Source organism: Nocardia neocaledoniensis (assembly GCF_003182135.1).
GTDB lineage: Bacteria > Actinomycetota > Actinomycetes > Mycobacteriales > Mycobacteriaceae > Nocardia > Nocardia neocaledoniensis.
This window is the reverse complement of record NZ_QGTL01000014.1, coordinates 130,497-149,260: the sequence shown is the minus strand read 5'-3', so window position 1 is coordinate 149,260 and position 18,764 is coordinate 130,497. Positions and strand designations below refer to the sequence as shown.

18 protein-coding genes are annotated in these 18,764 nt (G+C 70.2%); 13 read left to right on the top strand and 5 right to left on the bottom strand.

Features of this window, described 5'->3' with window-relative positions:
* Positions 1-102 precede the first annotated feature (102 nt).
* Entirely contained in the window at positions 103-447 is a 345-nt protein-coding gene (locus DFR69_RS29050) for an oxidoreductase (RefSeq protein ID WP_110040843.1), read from the top strand.
* Between the two features lies 1 nt (position 448).
* Here DFR69_RS29050 and DFR69_RS29045 read toward each other — a convergent pair whose 3' ends face one another.
* Positions 449-1,960, bottom strand: a complete 1,512-nt coding sequence (locus tag DFR69_RS29045) for a leucyl aminopeptidase (RefSeq protein WP_110040842.1) — start codon at positions 1,958-1,960, stop codon at positions 449-451.
* Between the two features lie 9 nt (positions 1,961-1,969).
* Positions 1,970-2,773, bottom strand: a complete 804-nt coding sequence (locus tag DFR69_RS29040) for a TetR family transcriptional regulator (protein ID WP_244198511.1) — start codon at positions 2,771-2,773, stop codon at positions 1,970-1,972.
* Between the two features lie 88 nt (positions 2,774-2,861).
* On the opposite strand from DFR69_RS29040, the gene DFR69_RS29035 reads away from it, so the two are divergent.
* The 9 genes from DFR69_RS29035 (at position 2,862) to DFR69_RS28995 (ending at position 12,789) form a co-directional block, all read left to right on the top strand.
* Positions 2,862-3,473, top strand: coding sequence for a GNAT family N-acetyltransferase (locus DFR69_RS29035; RefSeq protein WP_110040840.1), 612 nt, complete (start codon positions 2,862-2,864; stop codon positions 3,471-3,473).
* 124 nt (positions 3,474-3,597) lie between these two features.
* Positions 3,598-4,389: an SNF7 family protein gene (locus DFR69_RS29030; RefSeq protein ID WP_167456447.1), complete on the top strand. Its 792-nt coding sequence runs from the start codon at positions 3,598-3,600 to the stop codon at positions 4,387-4,389.
* On the top strand, positions 4,386-5,495 hold the full coding sequence (locus DFR69_RS29025; protein ID WP_244198510.1) for a hypothetical protein: 1,110 nt from the start codon (positions 4,386-4,388) through the stop codon (positions 5,493-5,495). Before DFR69_RS29030 ends, DFR69_RS29025 begins: the two co-directional genes overlap by 4 nt.
* Entirely contained in the window at positions 5,492-6,973 is a 1,482-nt protein-coding gene (locus DFR69_RS29020) for a hypothetical protein (protein WP_110040837.1), read from the top strand. The genes DFR69_RS29025 and DFR69_RS29020 overlap by 4 nt, the downstream gene beginning before the upstream one ends.
* Positions 6,970-8,271, top strand: a complete 1,302-nt coding sequence (locus DFR69_RS29015; RefSeq protein WP_110040836.1) for an AAA domain-containing protein — start codon at positions 6,970-6,972, stop codon at positions 8,269-8,271. The genes DFR69_RS29020 and DFR69_RS29015 overlap by 4 nt, the downstream gene beginning before the upstream one ends.
* Before the next feature lie 201 nt (positions 8,272-8,472).
* Positions 8,473-10,458: a sensor histidine kinase gene (locus tag DFR69_RS29010; protein WP_110040835.1), complete on the top strand. Its 1,986-nt coding sequence runs from the start codon at positions 8,473-8,475 to the stop codon at positions 10,456-10,458.
* Positions 10,455-10,835 carry a DUF742 domain-containing protein gene (locus DFR69_RS29005; protein WP_110040834.1) on the top strand — a complete coding sequence of 127 codons (381 nt, stop codon included), beginning with the start codon at positions 10,455-10,457 and terminating at the stop codon, positions 10,833-10,835. The genes DFR69_RS29010 and DFR69_RS29005 overlap by 4 nt, the downstream gene beginning before the upstream one ends.
* A 129-nt stretch (positions 10,836-10,964) precedes the next feature.
* On the top strand, positions 10,965-11,342 hold the full coding sequence (locus DFR69_RS29000) for an effector-associated constant component EACC1 (RefSeq protein WP_110040833.1): 378 nt from the start codon (positions 10,965-10,967) through the stop codon (positions 11,340-11,342).
* Complete coding sequence (locus DFR69_RS28995; protein WP_110040832.1) at positions 11,323-12,789, top strand: caspase family protein; 1,467 nt, start codon at positions 11,323-11,325, stop codon at positions 12,787-12,789. The genes DFR69_RS29000 and DFR69_RS28995 overlap by 20 nt, the downstream gene beginning before the upstream one ends.
* A 26-nt stretch (positions 12,790-12,815) precedes the next feature.
* Here DFR69_RS28995 and DFR69_RS28990 read toward each other — a convergent pair whose 3' ends face one another.
* Entirely contained in the window at positions 12,816-14,771 is a 1,956-nt protein-coding gene (locus DFR69_RS28990; protein WP_110040831.1) for a GMC family oxidoreductase N-terminal domain-containing protein, read from the bottom strand.
* A gap of 110 nt (positions 14,772-14,881) precedes the next feature.
* On the bottom strand, positions 14,882-15,322 hold the full coding sequence (locus DFR69_RS28985; protein WP_167456446.1) for a carboxypeptidase-like regulatory domain-containing protein: 441 nt from the start codon (positions 15,320-15,322) through the stop codon (positions 14,882-14,884).
* 250 nt (positions 15,323-15,572) lie between these two features.
* Here DFR69_RS28985 and msrA point away from each other — a divergent pair, with 250 nt between their 5' ends.
* A complete protein-coding gene (msrA, locus tag DFR69_RS28980) occupies positions 15,573-16,037 on the top strand; it encodes a peptide-methionine (S)-S-oxide reductase MsrA (RefSeq protein WP_373867111.1) in 465 nt (154 codons plus the stop codon).
* Between the two features lie 181 nt (positions 16,038-16,218).
* A complete protein-coding gene (locus DFR69_RS35430) occupies positions 16,219-17,310 on the top strand; it encodes a DUF2189 domain-containing protein (RefSeq protein WP_244198509.1) in 1,092 nt (363 codons plus the stop codon).
* A gap of 48 nt (positions 17,311-17,358) precedes the next feature.
* Here the strand turns inward: DFR69_RS35430 and DFR69_RS28970 are convergent, their stop codons facing one another.
* A complete protein-coding gene (locus DFR69_RS28970; RefSeq protein WP_110040828.1) occupies positions 17,359-17,610 on the bottom strand; it encodes a hypothetical protein in 252 nt (83 codons plus the stop codon).
* A 115-nt stretch (positions 17,611-17,725) separates the two neighbouring features.
* Between DFR69_RS28970 and DFR69_RS28965 the strand changes: the two genes are divergently transcribed.
* A complete protein-coding gene (locus DFR69_RS28965) occupies positions 17,726-18,760 on the top strand; it encodes a glycoside hydrolase family 18 protein (RefSeq protein WP_244198508.1) in 1,035 nt (344 codons plus the stop codon).
* The last annotated feature ends 4 nt before the right edge of the window (positions 18,761-18,764 follow it).

The window sequence follows — 18,764 nt, the reverse complement described above, 5'->3', positions numbered from 1 at the left end:
CTCGCCGCCGCTGTGGCGCAGGGCGGCGATCCGGGCAGAGCTGGCACCATGGAATGTACGGCGGTGAGCAGATTTCCGCCGCAACGCAGGAGGTTGTTACCGGTGGGTTTGCTGGATCGTTTCCGCGGTGGGCGCGGCCGGAGCAGGACAGTCGCGCGCGGTGAGGCGTCGGAGATCGCCGCGCTCGCCGAGTGGGCGCGCTCGCGGCGCGGCGTCGAAGCCTTCATCGAACCCAAGACGACTGTGACTGATGTCACAGCGGTTCTGGTCGCCGTGGACGGCGAATGGACCCGCCGGATCGTCGGTGAGCGTGGCGCGCGGCGACTCGCCGGTGCGCTGAAGATTCCGGTGTACGACGTGAACAAGACCGGCTATCCGCAGCGGATGCGCGACTACGATGCCCGCCGCCGCGTCGAGCAGCGGCGGGCCCGCGAGCAGGAGGGCTGAGCTACTCCGCCCCGATCTCCTCGATCACGGTGATCAGGGTGCGCACCGGAACACCCGTGCCGCCCTTGCCGATGTAGCCGAACGGGCCGCCGGTGTTGTAGGCCGGACCGGCCACGTCCAGGTGCGCCCACTGCACGCCCTCGGGCACGAACTCCTTGAGGAACAGCGCCGCCGAGAGCATGCCGCCCCAGCGGTGCGCGGCGACATTGGCCAGATCGGCCACCTTGGAGTTGAGGTCGGTGCGCAGCTCGGCGGGCAGCGGCATCGCCCAGCCGTTCTCGCCGACGGCGCGCGAGATCGCGGCGACCCTGTCGCGGAATTCGTCGGTGCCCATCACGCCCGGGGTGCGGGTGCCGAGGGCGACCATCTGCGCGCCGGTGAGGGTGGCGACGTCGATCAGGTAGTCGGGCTCGTCCTCGGCGGCGCGCACGATCGCGTCGGCCAGGATGAGGCGGCCCTCGGCGTCGGTGTTGAGCACCTCGACGGTGGTGCCGCCGTACTGGGTGAGCACATCGCCGGGACGCTGCGCGGTAGCCGAGGGCATGTTCTCGGCCATCGGGACGGTCGCGGTGACGGTGACCGGCAGCCCGAGTCGCGCGGCCAGCAGGGTGGTCGCGATGACCGCCGCGGCCCCGGCCATGTCGGAGGTCATGTTCTCCATGTTGGCCGCCGGCTTGATCGAGATGCCGCCGGTGTCGAAGGTGATGCCCTTGCCGACGAGCGCGATCTTCTTCGGCCCGCCCGCGTAGGTGATGCGCACCAGCCGCGGCGGCCGGGCCGAGCCCTGGCCGACGCCGATGATGCCGCCGTAACCGCCCGCGGCGAGCGCGTTCTCGTCGAGCACCTCGACCTCGAGCCCGGCGGCCTCGGCGAGCAGGCGGGCGCGGTCGGCGAATTCGGCCGGGTACAGCGCGCTCGGCGGGGTGTTGACGAAATCGCGCGCGGTGGCGACGGCTTCGGCCACGAGCTGGGCGCGGAGCAGTTCCAGCACGCCGAACTCCGGCTCGGGAACCAGCAGTTCGACGCGCACGACCGGCTGCTCGTCCGGCTTCGGCGCGCTCTTGGCCGACTTGAAAGTGGTGAAGGTGTAGGCGCCGAGGTAGAAGCCCTCGGCCGCGGCCGACAGGTCGATGCCCGACAGGGTGGTCGCCACCAGTTCGGTGCCGCTGAGCGCACGCCCGGCGACACCGGCGCTGCGGCGCACCTGCTCGGCGTCGAGCTTCTCCGCCGCGCCGAGACCGACCGCGAGCACGCTGGTGACGTCGGCGAGCGCGGCGGGCGCGGGCACCCTGGTGAGTTCCTCGGGCTTGCCCTTCGCGCCGACCGCGCCGAGGGCGTCGAGCAGTTCCGCGCGGACCTCGGGGGTGAGCACGTCGCCGAACAGGTCGGCGGGGACGATGGCCGGGCCGTTCTCCGAGGAGGTCAACCCGATCACCAGCACGTCGGTGTCCGGGCTGATGGTTTCGATACGTGCCAGTTCCGGTCCGAGTGAACGATCTGCAACAGCGGTCATTGCCCCAGGTTATTCGGTGGCGCCCGGGTGCCGCACCGCGACGCCGTCGAGCAGCAGTCCGATACCGGCGGTGAGCAGTTCGTCGAACGAGAGCTCGGCGAGGTGCGGTGTGCCGGCGAACACCCGGTGCAGGGCCGGGCGCACGCGTGGGTCGAGGAGTTCGGCCAGTTCGGCGGGCAGCGTCTCGCCGCTGCCCGGTCCGAGGTGGTCGCCGCGGTCGCTGGTCCACATCAGCGCCAGGCCCTGCACCATGCCGGAGTAGGCGAGGTAGACGGTGAGCATCTCGGTGGTGCTCAGGTCGAGATCGTCGAGCGCCGCGAAGGCCCGTTCCAGTGAGTCGAACAGCGTCGGGCCCAGCGGCGGCCGGGTGCGGGCGAGCACGGGGAGCACCCACGGATGACGGCGGTAGAGCCGCCACTCGGCCTCCGCCTCGGCGGCCAGGGTCGCCCGCCAGTCGGTGGCCGGCGGTGGCGCGGGTGTCTCGTCGAGGGCCAGCTCGGTCATCGCGGCCAGCAGGGCCTCGCGGTCGGGGAAGTAGCGGTAGAGCGCGGCGGTCGCGACGCCCAGCTCGCGGGCGAGGCGGCGCATGGTGAGGCCGTCGAGTCCGTCGCGGTCGGCGACGTCGACGGCGGTGGCCGCGATGTGGACGGTGGTGAGCCGGGCGGGGCGAGCGCGCCGCATCGGTGGGCGCCGGTCCCGGCGCGCGCGATAGGCGCGCCCCTGACACGAGCGTGAGCAGTAGCGGCGCGCCCGGCCGCGCTCGGCCTGGATCACCTCGCGTCCACAGTGCGCGCACGACGTCGTTTTCCGCACACGAACCAGTGTGACGAAATTGTCGCCATGGTGCTGTGTCACTCCTAGATTGGCTGGCACGAACGCTGTTCACGCAGAGGAGAGAGTGATGAATCCGCACGTCTGGCGGGCCGGGCCCGAGGAACTCGCCGCGGTGACCGAGGCCTTCGTGGTCGGCAGCGCCGACGAGGTGGTGGCGACCTGGATCAAGGCGGGCGACCCGGCCGTCGAGGAGGCGTACCGGACCGTCCACGTCCCGCAGTTCGTCGCGAACTCGATGGCCGAGGACGAGGTGTGGGTGGCGGGCACCGAGGACGAGATCTGGGCGGTGTCGCTGTGGCAGCACGCCACCTCCGCCGACCGGTTCGTCACCGAGGCCGCGCAGGTGCGGGCGATGGCCGCGACGGTGCCGGACAATGTCTCGGCGCGGCGGATGGCGGCGGTCTCGACGGCAGTCGCCGACGCGCACCCGCGCGAATTCCCGCACCACTACCTGCACGTCATCGTGACGGTGCCCGAGCATCGCGGGAAGGGCGCGGGCGGGGCGATCCTGGCCGAGCGGCTCGCGGGATTCGCGGCGGCGGGGGAGTCGGCGTTCCTGGAGGCCAGTACGGAACGCTCGTCGCGGCTCTACGCCCGGCAGGGGTTCGCGCGGGCGGGCGAACCGATCGTGCTGCCCGAGGACGGACCGACGCTGCTGCCCATGTGGTTCCGCGGCTGAACCGGCAACCCGCCCGGTCGGCGCGTCACCGGCATCGAACGAAACCGGCGCGGCACGCGGCAATCTCGCCGCGAATACTGGCAATCACTGGACAATACTGGAACCTCTGAATACGCTCACGCTCGTGACGGAGTCGGCCGAGGAGCTGGAGACGCGCATCGCCGCGCTCCGGGCCGAGGTGCGCCGCGCCGCGGCGTCCGGTGACCGGGCCACGGCCCGGCAGTTGCGCACCCGCCTGCGCCAGGCCGAATCCGCCTGGGACGCCGTGGTACTCGGCTCCGCCGCCGAGCCCGACGCCCCCGAGCACACCGACGCCCCCGCCGTACCTGTCCGCGAGCACGTGCACCGGGCGCTCACCCTGCTGTCGGTGCCGTCCGCGCCGAAACTGGTACTGGCCACCCACGATGCCTTCTTCTCCGGCGAACTCCAGCCCGCCCGGCTCACCAGCCTGCGCCGCGACGAGGAACGATCCTTCCGCTCCGCGCCCTACGCCCGCCCGTACTACCTGTGCGCCGCGCTCACCACCGATCTGCTGTCTCCCGCGCGCGGGGTGATGGCGGTGAGTTCGTGGCCGCTGGAACGCCGGATGGTCGGGCCGCTGAGCCCGCGCGTCGGCCTGTTGACCTCGGCGATCCGCCTGGCCGAACATCTTTCGGTCCATCCGGGCGAGGCGGGCGCCAGGCTGCTGTGGCGACTGGCCACCTCGATTCCCGGCGTGTCGGGTGGTCCGGACGCGCTCGATCCGGCGAAGGTGATCGAGGCCGCCCGCGCCGAGCTGGCGGTCCACGAGGACGAGGACGCGCGCGCCCGGCGTGCGGCCGCGCGCCGGGCGGCCGGCCAACTGGCCGACCCGGCCGCGCAACTATTCGGTGTTCGGCTGGGGGTGGCCGACCGGCGACGAATCGAGGTGACATGAGCGAGCGGAGCGAACGCCCCATGAGCACGATCGCGGCACAGCTGGACCAGTTGCGCGGCGCCGCGCCGGCGACCAGGCACAATGCCCGCACGATCGCCGCGCTGACCGCGAATCCGGGGTGCGCGCGCCGCGCCCTGCTCGACGCGGTCGCGGTGGACAAGACCGTGATCGCCCAATCGCTCGGGTTCCCACCGCAATTCGGTCAGTCGCAGTTCGCGATCACCCGCGGCAACGCCTTCGAATCGATGGTGAAGGCCAACGGCTGTGCCGAACTGCTGGCCCTGCTGCGCGACACGCTCGGCCTCACGCTGCCCGAAGTCGCCTATCACGACCTGAATTCGGTGGGCGAGAACACCGGCAACGCCGTCCGCTACCAGCGCACCAAGCAACTGCTCGCGAGCAGCATCGCCGCCGGCGACGGCACCCTGTTCGACCATCCCATGCTGCGCCTCGACATCGCGGGGGCCACCGCGTACCTGGAGCCGGACGTGGTCGCGGTGCAGCTCGACGGCAAGTTCCACGTCGTCGAGATCAAGGCGTTCCCGGTGATCGACGGGCAGGCCGATCCCGCGCAGGTCGCCGCCGCCGCGCGGCAGTCCGCGGTGTACGTGATCGCGCTGCGCGAACTGATGACCGAGATCGGGCAGTCACCGGAGCTGGTCTCGCACAACACGATCCTGGTGTGCGCCAAGGACTTCACCAACCGGCCGACCGCCGAACTGGTCGACCTGCGCAAGCAGCTCGCGGTCGTCTCCCGGCAGCTGACCAGGCTCACCGCCATCCCGGACCTGCTCGAGATACTCCCGCCCGAGGCGACGTTCGCGCCCGGCGAGGATCTGGAGAAGACCATCGCCGCCATCCCGGCCAGGTACGCCCCGGAGTGCATGTCGAGCTGTGAACTCGCCTTCGCCTGCCGCGACGAGGCGCGTACCTGCGGGTCGGTCGACGCGCTCGGCCGCGGAGTGTGCGACGAGTTCGGCGGCATCGACAACATCGACACCGTCCTCGGCCTCGCCGACGGCACCCTGGAACCGGGGCCGGAGCACGCCGACATCACCGCGATCCTGCGCACCGCGCATCGCCTGCGGCTGGAGATCGCCGGATGAGTGTGCTGTCCGCCCTCGCCAAGGCCGAGGCCGTCCGGTCCGGTCGCGCGCAGCCCACCGCGGCGGTGCGGCACGTCCACCTCGCGGACCGGCCGCTGGTCGCGGTGCCGTTGCGGCTGGCGGGCGAGGCGGCGGCACCGCTGGCGATCATGATCGGCACGACGGCGGGCGACCAGAACGTGCTGGTCGTGCCGCAGCCGCGCGACCGGGTGCTGCGGCTGCGTTTCGTCGAACAGCTCGCCGACGTGCTGCTGCCCTACGTGGCGTCGTTCCTGGCCGAGGCCGAGGAGCTCACCAGCAAGTCCGGGGAGACCTACACCCGCTGCCTGGACGCGCCGCAGCTGTGGACGCCGAACCCCGGCGGCGTGAACTTCCTGAAACTGCTGGGCCGTTCGGTGCGCTTCCATCGCACCGAGGGCGACAACGCGGTGCCCGAGTCGATCCCGCTGCTCGGCCGCTGGCTCACCTGGTTCGGTGACCGCGCCGAACACCCCGGCTCCGCGGTGCTGCCCGCGATGACCACGGTCCTGGCCCAGCACTGGGCCTCGGGCCAATCCGCCTTGGAGGACGGCAATCTCGCGGCCCTGCTCGGCTGGATCGACCCGCCGCGCGGGTACACCGGCGCCGAAGCCGCCGCGATCGCCGAGGACCCGCTGCAGACCCCGCCCGCGGGCCCGGCCACCGATCCCGGCTTCGACAACGAGGAACTCGCGCCGCTGATCACCGCCTACAACACCGCCGCCGACGAGAACGCGAGATCGGTGGCCGCCGAACGGCTGGAGCGCTCGCTGCGCGGACAGCTCGAACCCACCTGGCGGCTCATGTGGCGGGCGCTGGAGCTGCTGCGCGCGCTGCCCGAGGGCGCCAGTGTCGAGAACCGGTGGACCGACGATCGCGGCGCGTTCTCCTACTTCGCGGCCGAGGTGGCCGAGGGGGTGCCGCAGGCGCGGCGCGATCCGGCCGTGCGCGCGGTCCGCAAGCTGCTGGAACGCGAGCGCGCGCTCGAGGCGCTGCAGGCCCAGTGCGCGTTCGACGATCCGCTGCTCATGCTCGAGCACCGCGTCACCGGCGCCGCGTTCCGCGGGACGGTGATCCACAGCGAACCGGACCGGATCGACCGGTCCGGGGCGCGCCCGAAACTGCGGCCGCACATCCACATCCGGACCAGCGACCCGTTCACCGCCACCCTCGGCGAGGAGCTGACCTGCGTGGAACGGCCCAAGCAGAGCGGGGTCGTCGTCGAGATCGAGGGCGACACCCTGGTTCTCGAACTCTCCGGCGGGATGGGCCGCAAGCTCGTCGCCGAGCCGGGCTCGGTGCCCGCCGCCGAGGAGGTGCTCGGCTTCGCCCGGTTCAAGCCGTCACCGTTCAACGGTCAGCTGAATCTGCCCGCGCGCGAGGACACCCCGTGGACGCACGGCGGTCCGCCACCGGAGTGGACGCCACCCACCGACGACGAGGGCGAGGAGCTGGAGTGAGCGCCGCGGACGAGGCCGTCGCAGGCATTCTCAGTGATCTGCGCGACGAGAGCCATCGCGCGCTCGTCGTGGATTCCCCACCGGGCGCGGGCAAGTCGACGCTGGTGGTGCGCGCGGCCAGGCAGCTCGCCGAGGACGGTGACCAGCGGATGATCGTCGCCCAGACCAACGAGCAGGTCGACGACCTCATCGACCGTCTCGCCGGCGCCGACCCCGGCCTGCGCATCGGACGGCTCTCCAGCTCGATGTACGTGACCAGCGAACGCGTCGACCGGCACGCGAACGTGCGCGTCGCGACCAAGCCCGGCGATCTCGCCGACCGCACGATCGTCATCGGGACCGCGGCCAAGTGGGCCACCGTCACCGAGGGCAGCTGGTCGCACGCGATCATCGACGAGGCCTATCAGATGCGCTCGGACATGCTGTTGCGCATCGCGAATCGTTTCGATCGCGGCCTGTTCGTCGGTGATCCCGGTCAGCTCGATCCGTTCGCCACCGTCGAGACCGCGCGCTGGGCCGGGCTCACCTGGGACCCCACCATGAGTGCGGTCACCGTGATGCTGGCCAACAACGGCAACATCCCGATCCATCGACTGCCGGTCTCCTGGCGGCTGCCCGCGACGGCGGCCCCGGTGGTCTCGAGGGCCTTCTACCCCTTCACCGGGTTCGAATCCGGCACCGGCTTCGGTGACCGGCGCCTGGATTTCGGGACCCGCGGCATGGGCGGACCGGTCGACGCGGTGCTCGAGCAGGCGGCCGAAACCGGCTGGGGCTGGTACGAATTGCCCGCCCGGCACACTTTGCGTACCGACCGCGAGGCGGTCGCCGCGCTCGCGACGATCGCCGCCAGGCTGCTCGAACGGGGCGCCACCGCGCACTCGGAGTCGGGGAGTCACGCGGTCACGGCCGAGCGGGTCGCGATCGGGACCGCGCATCGGGACCAGGCCGACGCGGTCCGGACGGCGTTGCGTGGCACCGCCGCCGAAGCGATCACCGTCGACACCGCCAATCGGCTGCAGGGCCGCGAATACGACGTCACCCTCGTCCTGCACCCGCTCTCCGGCCGGCGCGACGCGAGCGCGTTCCATCTGGAGGCGGGGCGGCTGTGCGTGCTCGCCTCCCGCCACCGGCACGCGTGCATCCTCGTCGGCCGCGCCGGCATTCCCGAACTCCTCGACGCGCATCCCTCCGCTGAACCCGTGCACCTCGGCGTGCCGGTGAAGTTCCCGGACGGATGGGAGGCGAATCAGGCGGTGCTGAGCCATCTGGCGAACCATCGGGTCGGCGCACCCGGCTAGCGGCGGCCCGCCCGCAGGGGCATCCCGGTACGCTGCGAGTTTGCTTGACGGGTCGGCCTTTTCGGTCTCGCGCAAAGCGCGCGCGGCCGCGACGGGTCGGCTACTCTCTCCGCGAAAGACAAGCGTGCCGAATCGTCGGTTTCGCCCGGGGCGGGCACGCGGCGGAGCGCTGGGGCGGCTCCGGGAGCGGAAAGATTCGGTGTGAAGGTCTGGCGTAGCGCGCACGGTGTTCGTGGCAGGGTCAGCGTGCGGATCCGCCTGCTGTCGATCGTGGTGATCTCCAGCGTGATTCTGCTGGCCACCGGGGGTGGCACGGGGGTATACCTGGTGAATTCGGCGCAGGAGTCCACCGATTGGGCCGACCTGGCCAGTAGTACCACCGCCCCGGCCATTCTCATGGTGTCGGCCTTCCAGGAGGAACGCAGGCTCTCGCTGCTGCGCCTGGCCGGAGATCCGCCCGCCGCGGCCGCCCTGGTCACCGCGCGGCAGCGCTCCGACGAGGCGCTGGCGGCCGTGATGGCCAAGGGCGACGCCGCCCGCGAGCTCAATCCCGACGGCTCCCGCGAGGACATCGAGGGCTACAACAAACTGTTCGCGATGGTGCCGACCGTGCGCGGCGGCGTGGACACCCGGCAGATCCCGTCCGCCGACGTGTTCACCTTCTACTCCCAGGTGATCGGCACGATCATCGCCGCCTCGGTGCTGGCGGCGCGGGTGGCGCCGGACGCGAAGATCGGCATCGAACTCGGCCACGGCGTCGAGCCGCTGCGGGCGGCCGAGGCGCTGTCGCAGGCCGACACCCTGGGCTCGGTGGCACTCACCAACGGCCGCATGTCGACCGCCGAACTGCTCGACTTCGGTCGCCGGGTCGGGGAGTTCCGCAGCCAGGTGACCTACTCGGGCACCGTGTTGAAGGGCGCGCGGCTCGCCCAGCTCGGCGCCGTCACCGCGGGCCCGGACTGGCAGCAGGTGACGGCCATGCAGGACGCGCTGCTGGCGCGCGGCGCGGTCGGCGACACCCGCCGCGACGACGAGCTCCCGCTGAGTCTGGCCGGCTGGCAGGACGCCTCACGCCACGTCAACCTCGCGCTGCAGCGACTGTGGCAGGACCAGAGCGGCGACGCCCATGTCATCGCGCGGGCGCAGGGCCGCACCGACACTCGCAACGCGCTGCTCGGCGGTGCGCTGGTCGCGCTGCTCGCGGTGGGTGCCTTCCTGGTCGCGCTCGTGCTGGCCAATCGGTTCATCGCCCGCATGCAGCGGCTGCGCCACGACACCCTCGAACTCGCCGATGAGCGGATGCCGGAGCTGATGAAGCGGCTCGCGGCCGGGGAGACGGTCGATCCCAAGGCGGAGACCTCCCGGCTGGACTTCGGCTCCGACGAACTGGGCCAGGTCGCGGCCGCGTTCAACCGCGCGCACCTGGCCGCGGTGTCGGCGGCGGTCGCCGAGGCGCGGACCAGGGCCGGCATCAACACGGTGTTCCTCAACATCGCCCATCGCAGCCAGGTGGTCGTGCACCGTCAGCTGGCCCTGCTCGACCGGGCCGAACGCGACGAGGCCAACGCCGACCAGCTCGAATTGCTGTTCCAGCTCGACCACCTCGCCACCCGCACCCGCCGCAACGCCGAGAACCTCATCATCCTGGGCGGCGAACAGCCGGGCAGGCGCTGGCGCAACCCGGTCGCGCTGATCGACCTGGTGCGCGGCGCGGTCGCGGAGAGCATGGACTACACCAGGATCCAGACCAAGGAACTGCCCGAGGTCCGCATCGCCAGCCACGCCGTCGCCGACGTGATCCACCTGCTCGCCGAGCTGATGGACAACGCTACGGCGTTCTCGCCCCCGGAAGCACAGGTCCTCGTCTCCGGCGTCGTGGTCGGGCGCGGCATCGCGGTGGAGGTCACCGACCAGGGCCTCGGCATGGCCGAAGGCGAGCTCGCCGAACGCAACGCGATGCTGGCCGACCCACCCGAGTTCAGTGTGGCCACGCTGCAGGGGAATTCCCGGCTCGGCCTGTTCGTCGTCGCGAAACTGGCGAGCAGGCACAACATCTCGGTCCGGCTGTCGGAATCGGTCTACGGCGGCATCCGCGCGGTGGTGCTGATCCCGTCCGCGCTGGCCGAGGCCGCCGACCAGTCCTCACCGATCTCCGGGCAGTTCCCGGCCGTCCTCCCGCGCGCATGACCGACGAGCGCGAACACTGGTACGAGGAGGACGCGGGTCCGATCGTGCGCCTCTACGCGGTGACCCGCGGGCGCGGCCGGACCCAGCGGCCCGAACTGGACCTCACCACGTTGCTGGTCGACGCCGGGGCGGGCACGCGACTGCGGCGCACCGACCCGGAGTACGCGGCCATCGTCGAGCTGTGCCGGACGCCGATGGCGGTGGCCGAGGTGTCGGCACACCTGGGCCTGCCGCTGAACCTGGCGAAGGTGCTCATCGGCGATCTGCTCGACGAGGGCAGGCTGGTCGCCCGCGCACCGCAGCAGCACACGACGGGACAGGCGGATGTGGAGGTCTTGCGGGCTGTCCTCGCAGGCATCCGCCGCGTCGACTCTTAGGCAAGTGTGGCCGCCTGGCTTTTCAGCGCTGTCAGAGACTGCCGTTCCCGAGAGTCCCTGTGCCAGCTGGTCACCGGTGAGCTCGGTGTTCGCTACACTTGGGTTTCGAGGTCAGGTCGAGGGGGAGTCGTGGCAGAGCTGCAGATTTCGATCGTCGAGTCCACTGACGACGTGGCCGAGCTGCGTGACCTGTGGTCGGCGATTCTCGGCAGCGAAGACTTGCGGCTCGTGCGAAAGTCCTTTGTGCCCGACCGTCCGGTGGCCGGCAACATGGGGGCCGCGGAGGTCGTCCGGCTGGTCTTGGAACGCCCGGAGTTCTATCCCGCGGTCGCGGCGATCGTGACCGCGTGGCTCGCGACGCGGCGATCGAAGCTGAAAGTGGTGTTCCGTGCGGACGGTGCTCGCGAAATCGAGTTCGACGGCGTGCGCCCGACCGCCGCGGCCACCGTCGTCGAAGCGCTGACCGCGGCATGCGAAGGACGTGACGATGAGGCTGCCGGACGCTGAGCTGTCGCGTGCTGTCCTCATCGGCACCGCCACGTATCCGGTGGATTCGGGGTTCACGCCGCTGCCGTCGGTGACGCGGAATCTCGAAGGACTGGCCGCGGCACTCCGCTCCCGGGCTGGGATAGCCGATGTCACAGTCGTTGTCGACCCGGTCGATGCCCGAGACTTTCGGAACGCGTTGAGGTCGGCGATCTCCGAGGCTGAGGATGTTCTCCTCTTCTACTACGCCGGACATGGTGTCGCGGTGCACGATGATCTGGGGCTGACGCACATCCGTTCGGAGTCCGACGCTCCTGGATACACATCGGTCCGATATCGCGACTTGCGCGCCGATATCGAGGCGTCCCACGCGGCCATCAAGGTCGTGGTCTTGGATTGCTGCCACAGCGGCAAGGCCTACGGCGCGCAGTACCTGGCCGGAAACGATCGGGATGTGTTCGCGGATCTGACGGAGATCTCCGGAGCCTTCGTCCTCACCGCAACCGATGCGATATCCAAGTTCGCCGCTGAGGTCGGGCCGAACGGGTACACGGCGCTGACCGGTGCACTGCTGGAGGTTCTGGAGTCGGGCTACCCGTCCGCGGACGAATTCCTCACGTTGAACACGGTCTACACATTGCTCCGTCGACGTCTTCGGGCAGGCAACCACCCGACGCCCAAGTCGCGGGGCACGAACAGCGCAGCGCAACTGGCGCTGGCCCGGAACCCGCAGTGGACCGGACCCGCGGCCGACATCAAGCGCATCGCGTGGCGCGCCGACACTGCCGCTGCCATTCAACTTCCCCACGCCGCGAGCTGCACATTCCTACTGGTACCCGCCTCGGTGGCCGGCTCCGGCGCCGAAGCGTTCGAGTTTCTCGTGTCCCAGCGGGGCCAGCCGCTCGACAGCCACGCGGAGGTGATCCTCGCCGGCCTCGAAGGGTGGAACAGCGTAGTCAACGAGCGGGGCAGACCTGACCTCGCGCTCTGGATCTACAGCGCAGGCCAGGCGATCCGTGCGGTGGCACCGGACGTGTCGACTGCCCGTGCGGCCTGCGACATGATGGCCACGGTGGCGGACGGCATGGGCTACAGCATCTTCGACGCTTTCAGCCAGTCGCCGCTCGTCGCCGAGACGGTCCGGCTGAATGTCGAGGTCAACATCGGCGACGAATTCGCACTGAATTCCGCTACCCGGCAAGAAATCCGCATGTGGGTACCGAACCTGGCCGCTCTCGCGGAAACCCCGTTCCTCATTCTCAGCCGACCCGGCGACGGCATGACCTACATCCAGACCTATCGGATCGCCGCGGACTACTATGCGCTGGAGATTCAACACGGTTCGACCGACGAGCACTACGAGACCGAGCTGGACAATCCGGACGATATCGTCGAACTGATGCTGGACTGGATCGGCTCGGACTTCACCCGTATCAACGAATTGACCTGGTCGAAGTCCGAGATCTGAGTGTTCACCGCCGTCGTCCGGTGCGGTCACAACAACCTTGCGGCCAGCCGCTTGGCGTTCATGTAGCCGATCGCCTCGATGGTCACCATCGGGTTCACGCCCGGGGCGGTCGGGAAGCTGGACCCGTCGGCGACGACGATGTTGTCCACCTCCCAGGTGGCGCCGTCCGGGTCGGTCGCCGACAGGTCGGCGGTGCCGCCCATCCGGGCCGAGCCCATGATGTGCAGGGCGCCCAGCGAGCACCGGCCGGGACCGTATCCGGCCTTCTTGCAGGCGGCGTCGAACTCCGCGAGGGAGCCGCGCACGCCGGGTTCGAACGAGATGCCTGCCTGATGGCCGGAGTAGATCCGTTGCGCGCCCGCGGCTTCGAGCACCGAGGCCGCGCCGACGATGCCGGTGTGCAGGTGGTTCGCGTCGTAGTCGGAGAGCCGGTACTTGACCACCGCTTCGCCGCTGCCGTCGACCGAGACGGTGCCCGGGTCACGGTCGCGGGTGATCACGCCGATGGAGTTGGTGCGCGCGAAATCCAGCATGGCCGCGCGATGATCCGCCGCGCCCCGCCAGCTCATGAAGCCGGTCGCGAGCCCGGGATGGATCGGGCCGGTCTCGTAGATGACGCCGTAGCCGTTGCCGTCGAGGTCGGCGTGGTGCCTGCTGATCCGGCCCTGCAGGGCGCCCTCCCACGGCCGGATCTCCTCCTCGAACACGCCGAACACCGCGGCCGCCGGATGCAGGCGCAGGTAGCGGCCGATGTTCTTGTTGCGCAGGCCGGAGCGCAGCAGCAGCGCCGGTGTCTGGATCGCACCCGCGGCCACGACCACCGCCCGCGCGCGCACGGTGATCTCCACCCCGTCGCCGGTGCGCGCGGTCACCGATTCGGCGGTGCCGCCGCGCACGGTGATGGTGCGGACATCGGCGTCGACGACCAGGCGGGCGCCGTGGGCGGCGGCGTCGTGCAGCCAGGTCTTGGTCACCGACTGCTTGGCGCCGAGCCGACAGCCGTACCCGCACCGGCCGCATTCGACCGCGGCGTCGCAGGCGTCGCCGACATTGCGCGGCAGTGTGTCGACGTCCCAGCCCAGCGCCTTCGCGCCACGCTCGAGAATGCCGTCGCGCGCGGACAGCGGCGACTTGTTCGCGGTGACGCCGATGCGGCGCTGCACGGTGTCGAGGGCGTCGCCGAACTCGTCGTCGGCGAACTGGGGGACCCCCGACTCGGCCCATTCCTTGCGCACACCCTCGGGGGTGGGCAGCGACGTGCTCCAGTTGACGACCGTGCCGCCGCCGAGGCAGGAACCGGCCACCAGCGTGATCTGGCCCTCCGCCGAGGACGGGGGACCGGGGGCGTACAGGGTGGTGAGGGCGTCGAGCTCACCGTTGCCGAAGTCCTTGTCGTCGTAGTAGTTCCCGCGCTCGAGCACCACCACGTCGAGACCCGCCTCGGCCAGCACCGCCGCCGCGACACCGCCGCCGGCGCCCGAGCCGACCACGACGACATCACAGTCCAGCGTCGTCGTCTCGGTGAACCGCTGCGGGGTGAGACCCGGCGCGGGCGCGTTCGCGACCGGTCCCGTCGGGGCCGGATAGCCGATCCGCTCCCACAGCGGATTCGTGCCGGTGGGGCCGGGGGTGACGTTGTAGGCCAGCAGCGACGCCTGCTTGAGCGCCTGGAACACGGCCCTGGCCGGCGCGAGCCCGGAATCGCCGAGGCGCAGCAGCGCGGCCTCGCGCCGCTCCTGCGACAGCGAGGAGAACCGGCGGAAGCCGCTGCCGGTGAGCAGACCGAAGGCGCGGGAATCCCACAGTCCCAACATCATCGCGAGTTGCTTCTTGTCGGCCTCGCGCGGATTGCGGCCCAGGATCCGGAAGATCGTGTCGACCGCGCCCAACTCCGTCGCCGCGGGTAGCCCGAGCTCGTCGCCCGGCAGGAATGTGTCACAGATCAAACCCAGCGCTGCCCGCTGTTCAGTTGTTGGCTCCATGCGGAAACCACCCCTTCTCACTCTGGGGTGAGTTCTATCACGCGTACTGCGACGGCGCTGGGTGTCAACGGGTTTCGGGCCGGGAGGTGGCGCACCCGGCCCGGCACCGATCAGTCGCGGCTGGTGGCCGCGGTGAACTGGAGGGTTTTGCGCGCCGGAACCGTCAGCTCGACAGCGGCCGTGGAGATCGAGCGCGTCGCCGTCTCGCTGCGATAGGCGGTCAGGTGGTAGCGGCCGGGCTGCAGACCGCGGAAGCTGGCCTGGCCGTCGGCGCCGGTGGACAGATGCCGGTGGATGGTGTCGCCGCAGACGTCGTTGCCGGTGAGCACGACCTTGCCGCCCGCGATGGGGGCGCGGGAGTCGGACTCGATCAGGACGGCGTCGATCTGGCCGGTCGCGGAGGCGTCGGGGGTACCCAGGTGTAGGTCGTCGTGTCGCGATTGTCCGGCTTCGCAGGTGGTGGTCTGTTCGACGGTGTCCGCGCCGCCGGGATGGGCCGCCGCCGCACCCACCGCCGCCGCGGTGAACGCGGCCGTGGCCACTGCGATCATCAAGCTCCGGGTAACGCCGCTACCTGGCATTTCGCCGCTTTCCTCCGTTTTCCTGGGTGACTTCGGGGGCACGCATGGATGTTCCTGAGGTATGGCTCGCGCGGCGAGCTTACTGGCGGGAATTTCGCGCCCGTCACCGGAGTTCCACAGAGGCGGTTGTGGCCGTTTTGTGCGACCGTGGAAGCCCTACGAAGGAGGACGCGTGACCGATACCCGCAAGGCGATTCTGGCCGGTGGTTGCTTCTGGGGCATGCAGGACCTGATCCGCCGCCAGCCCGGAGTGCTCTCCACCCGGGTCGGCTACACCGGCGGAAGCAACGACCACCCCACCTATCGGAACCATCCCGGCCACGCCGAGGCCGTCGAGATCGAATACGACCCGGCGCGGACCGACTATCGAGCCCTGCTCGAATTCCTGTTCCAGATCCACGACCCCACCACCAAGGATCGCCAGGGCAACGACATCGGCTCCAGCTACCGCTCGGCGATCTTCTACCTCGACGACGAGCAGCGCCAGATCGCGCTGGACACCATCGCCGATGTCGACGCCTCCGGCCTGTGGCCGGGCAAGGTCGTCACCGAGGTGACCCCGGCGAGCACGTTCTGGGACGCCGAACCCGAGCACCAGGACTACCTGCTGCGTTACCCCGACGGCTACACCTGCCACTTCCCCCGCCCCGGGTGGAAGCTGCCCAAGCGGGCCGACGCCAAGTAATCCGACCCACCGAACCGGGCGGCCATCGTCACCGATGGCCGCCCGCTTTCTGCTCTGTCCTGGGAAAAGCCGGTGCGCCGATATGAAATGATCAGGGAATCGGCGTGACCGTGGCGCCGGATCGGAAGACTCATATATCGGCGGCTCCGGCCGTCGCACAAGGTGAGGGGATGCGATTCGGATGACGTATGGACAGCAGCAACCCGGATATCCACCGGCGGGCCCGAAACTCGGTGTCGGCGACGCCATCGGGTACGGGTGGGAGAAATTCAAGAACAACGCGGTGGTGTGGATCGCCATCATGCTGATCGCCTTCCTGATCCAGGTGGCGATCAACTTCCTGTTCGGGCTCGGCAACTCGACCGACACCGACTACGACGGCGGCATCAGCATCGGATTCGGGATCTGGCAGTTCATCGGCACCGTCGTGAGCGCCGTGGTCGGCTATCTGATCTCGGCGGCTTTCGTCCGCGGAGCGCTGCACGAAACCGACGGGCGCAAACCGGGATTCGGTGACTTCTTCACGTTCACGAATGTCGGCGCGGTGATCCTGGCGGGCATCCTGGTCGGTCTGGCGACCGGTATCGGTTTCGTCCTGTGCATTCTGCCGGGCATTGTCGTCGCGTTCTTCACCTGGTGGACAATGCAATTCGTGATCGATCGCGATCAGGACGCGATCACCGCCATCAAATCCAGTTTCTCGGCGATTTCCGGCAATGCCGGACCGTTGCTGCTGCTGGCGCTGGCGTTGTTCGGTATCAATATCGTCGGCGCGCTGCTGTGCGGCCTCGGCCTGCTGGTGTCGGTGCCGCTGACGATCATCGCCTCCACCTACGCCTACCGGGTGGTGACCGGCGGGCCGGTCGCCGGGGCGGCGAGTGCGCAGGAACCGGGATATCCCCAGTACGGCGGGCCCGCGGGCGGGTTCGAGCAGCCGGGGTATCCGGGGCAGCAGGGTTACCCCGGTCAGCAGGGTTACCCGGGTCAGCAGGGCTATCCAGGGCAGGGCGGTGAGCCGGGCTATCCGGGGCAGCAAGGTTACCCGGATCAGTCCGGTTACCAGGGTCAGCAGGGGTATCCGGGTCAGCCGGGCCAGCCGGGCTACGGCACCGGTGAGCCGGGCTGGGGCGCGCCGGGAACCGGGGGGCAGGGCACCGGTGGTGCCGGTTACGGCAGTCCCGACCAGCCGCCGAGCGGCGGTACGCCACGGGAGCCCGGAAGCGGTCCCGACCTGGGGAAGCCGGGTAACGGACCGAACGACATCGAACGCTGACCGAGGTCGGCGAGGGGCGTGCGAGGAATCGCACGCCCCTCTTTCGTGCTACTCGCAGCCGATCCCGTTGCCGTCGCGGTCGAGACCGTACTCGTCCGGGCCGATCACCTGCACGCGGCCGGTGTAGACGGGGCCGTTGCCGGAGCCGCCCTCGCAGTCGACGTCGCTGACGATGGGCAGGCAGGGAGTGTAGGACCGGTGGCAGTTGCCCGCGGCCTGCGCGGTGGCCACGGTGGGCGTCGCGATCGCGAAGGCGAAGGCCGCGATGGCGGCAGATCCCAGGGTGACGGCGTATTTCATGGTGCTCCGTTCAGTTGTACAGCGGCGCACAGTATTTCAGGACCGGGCGATTTGCCCGAAATCTGCTTGTCGGTACCTGCCGGTAGTATTCGGACCATCCGGAAGGGGAGGTCCGATGCGGGAGAAGTGGCGGGGACGATCGTGGTGGGCGCGCGGCGCGGTGATCGCGCTCGCGGTGGTGCTGGTGGTGCTGTCGCCGGTGGCTCTGGCGGCGACCTATCTGCTGGCCCAGAATGTCGGTGAACAGTCCGAGCAGGCGCGGACCAGGGGCAAGGACGCGTTCTGGCTCGGTCACGCGTGGGTGGACGGCCGCAGGACCGACGCCGATGTCGACCGGTTGGCGACGTCGCTGGCGGGCACGGGAATCCGGGATCTCTACGTGCACACCGGACCGCTGGAACACGACGGCAGCTTGCGCGACGATCTGGCGCCCCGCGCGCAGTGGTTCGTCGACGCCGTGCACGCGAAGTTGCCCGGCGTTCGCGTGCAGTCGTGGCTCGGCGACATCTTGCAACCCGAATTCGACGGCCTCGACGTGGAATCGGCGGCCTCGCGCGAGCGCGTGGTCGCCTCCGCGCGGCGGGTGCTGGCCTACGGCTTCGACGGCGTGCATTACGACCTGGAGCCGGTGCGGTCGGGCTCGCCGGGTTTCCTGGCCCTGCTCGACGCGACGCGGGCGGTGACGGCGGCGGCGGGCGTGCCGCTGTCGGTGTCGGCACCGGTCATCGATCCGCTGCCGGGCCTGCACTCGGTGGGGATCGCGGTCGCCGATCACGGGAAATGGTGGAGCCAAGCGTATTTCGCCGAGGTCGCGCGGCGTGCTGATCAGGTGGCGGTGATGTCCTACGACACCGCCATGCCGACGAAAGCGCTCTACAGCGGGTATGTGGCACAGCAGACCGCGCTCGCGGCGGAGGTGACACCGCGCGAGGTCGACCTGCTGATGGGCGCTCCCGCGTTCTGGGCCGACGATCCCGGCCATCACGGTGCGGCCGAGACCGTGGCCGCCGCGGTGCGCGGGATCCGGCTCGGACTGACCAGGACCGACGTGGACCGCGTGAACTTCGGCGTGGCCCTGTATGTGGATTTCGCCGCCACACCGCGAGATTGGGCCGACTACCGGCGCGACTGGTGCCGATTACCGAACTGACCGG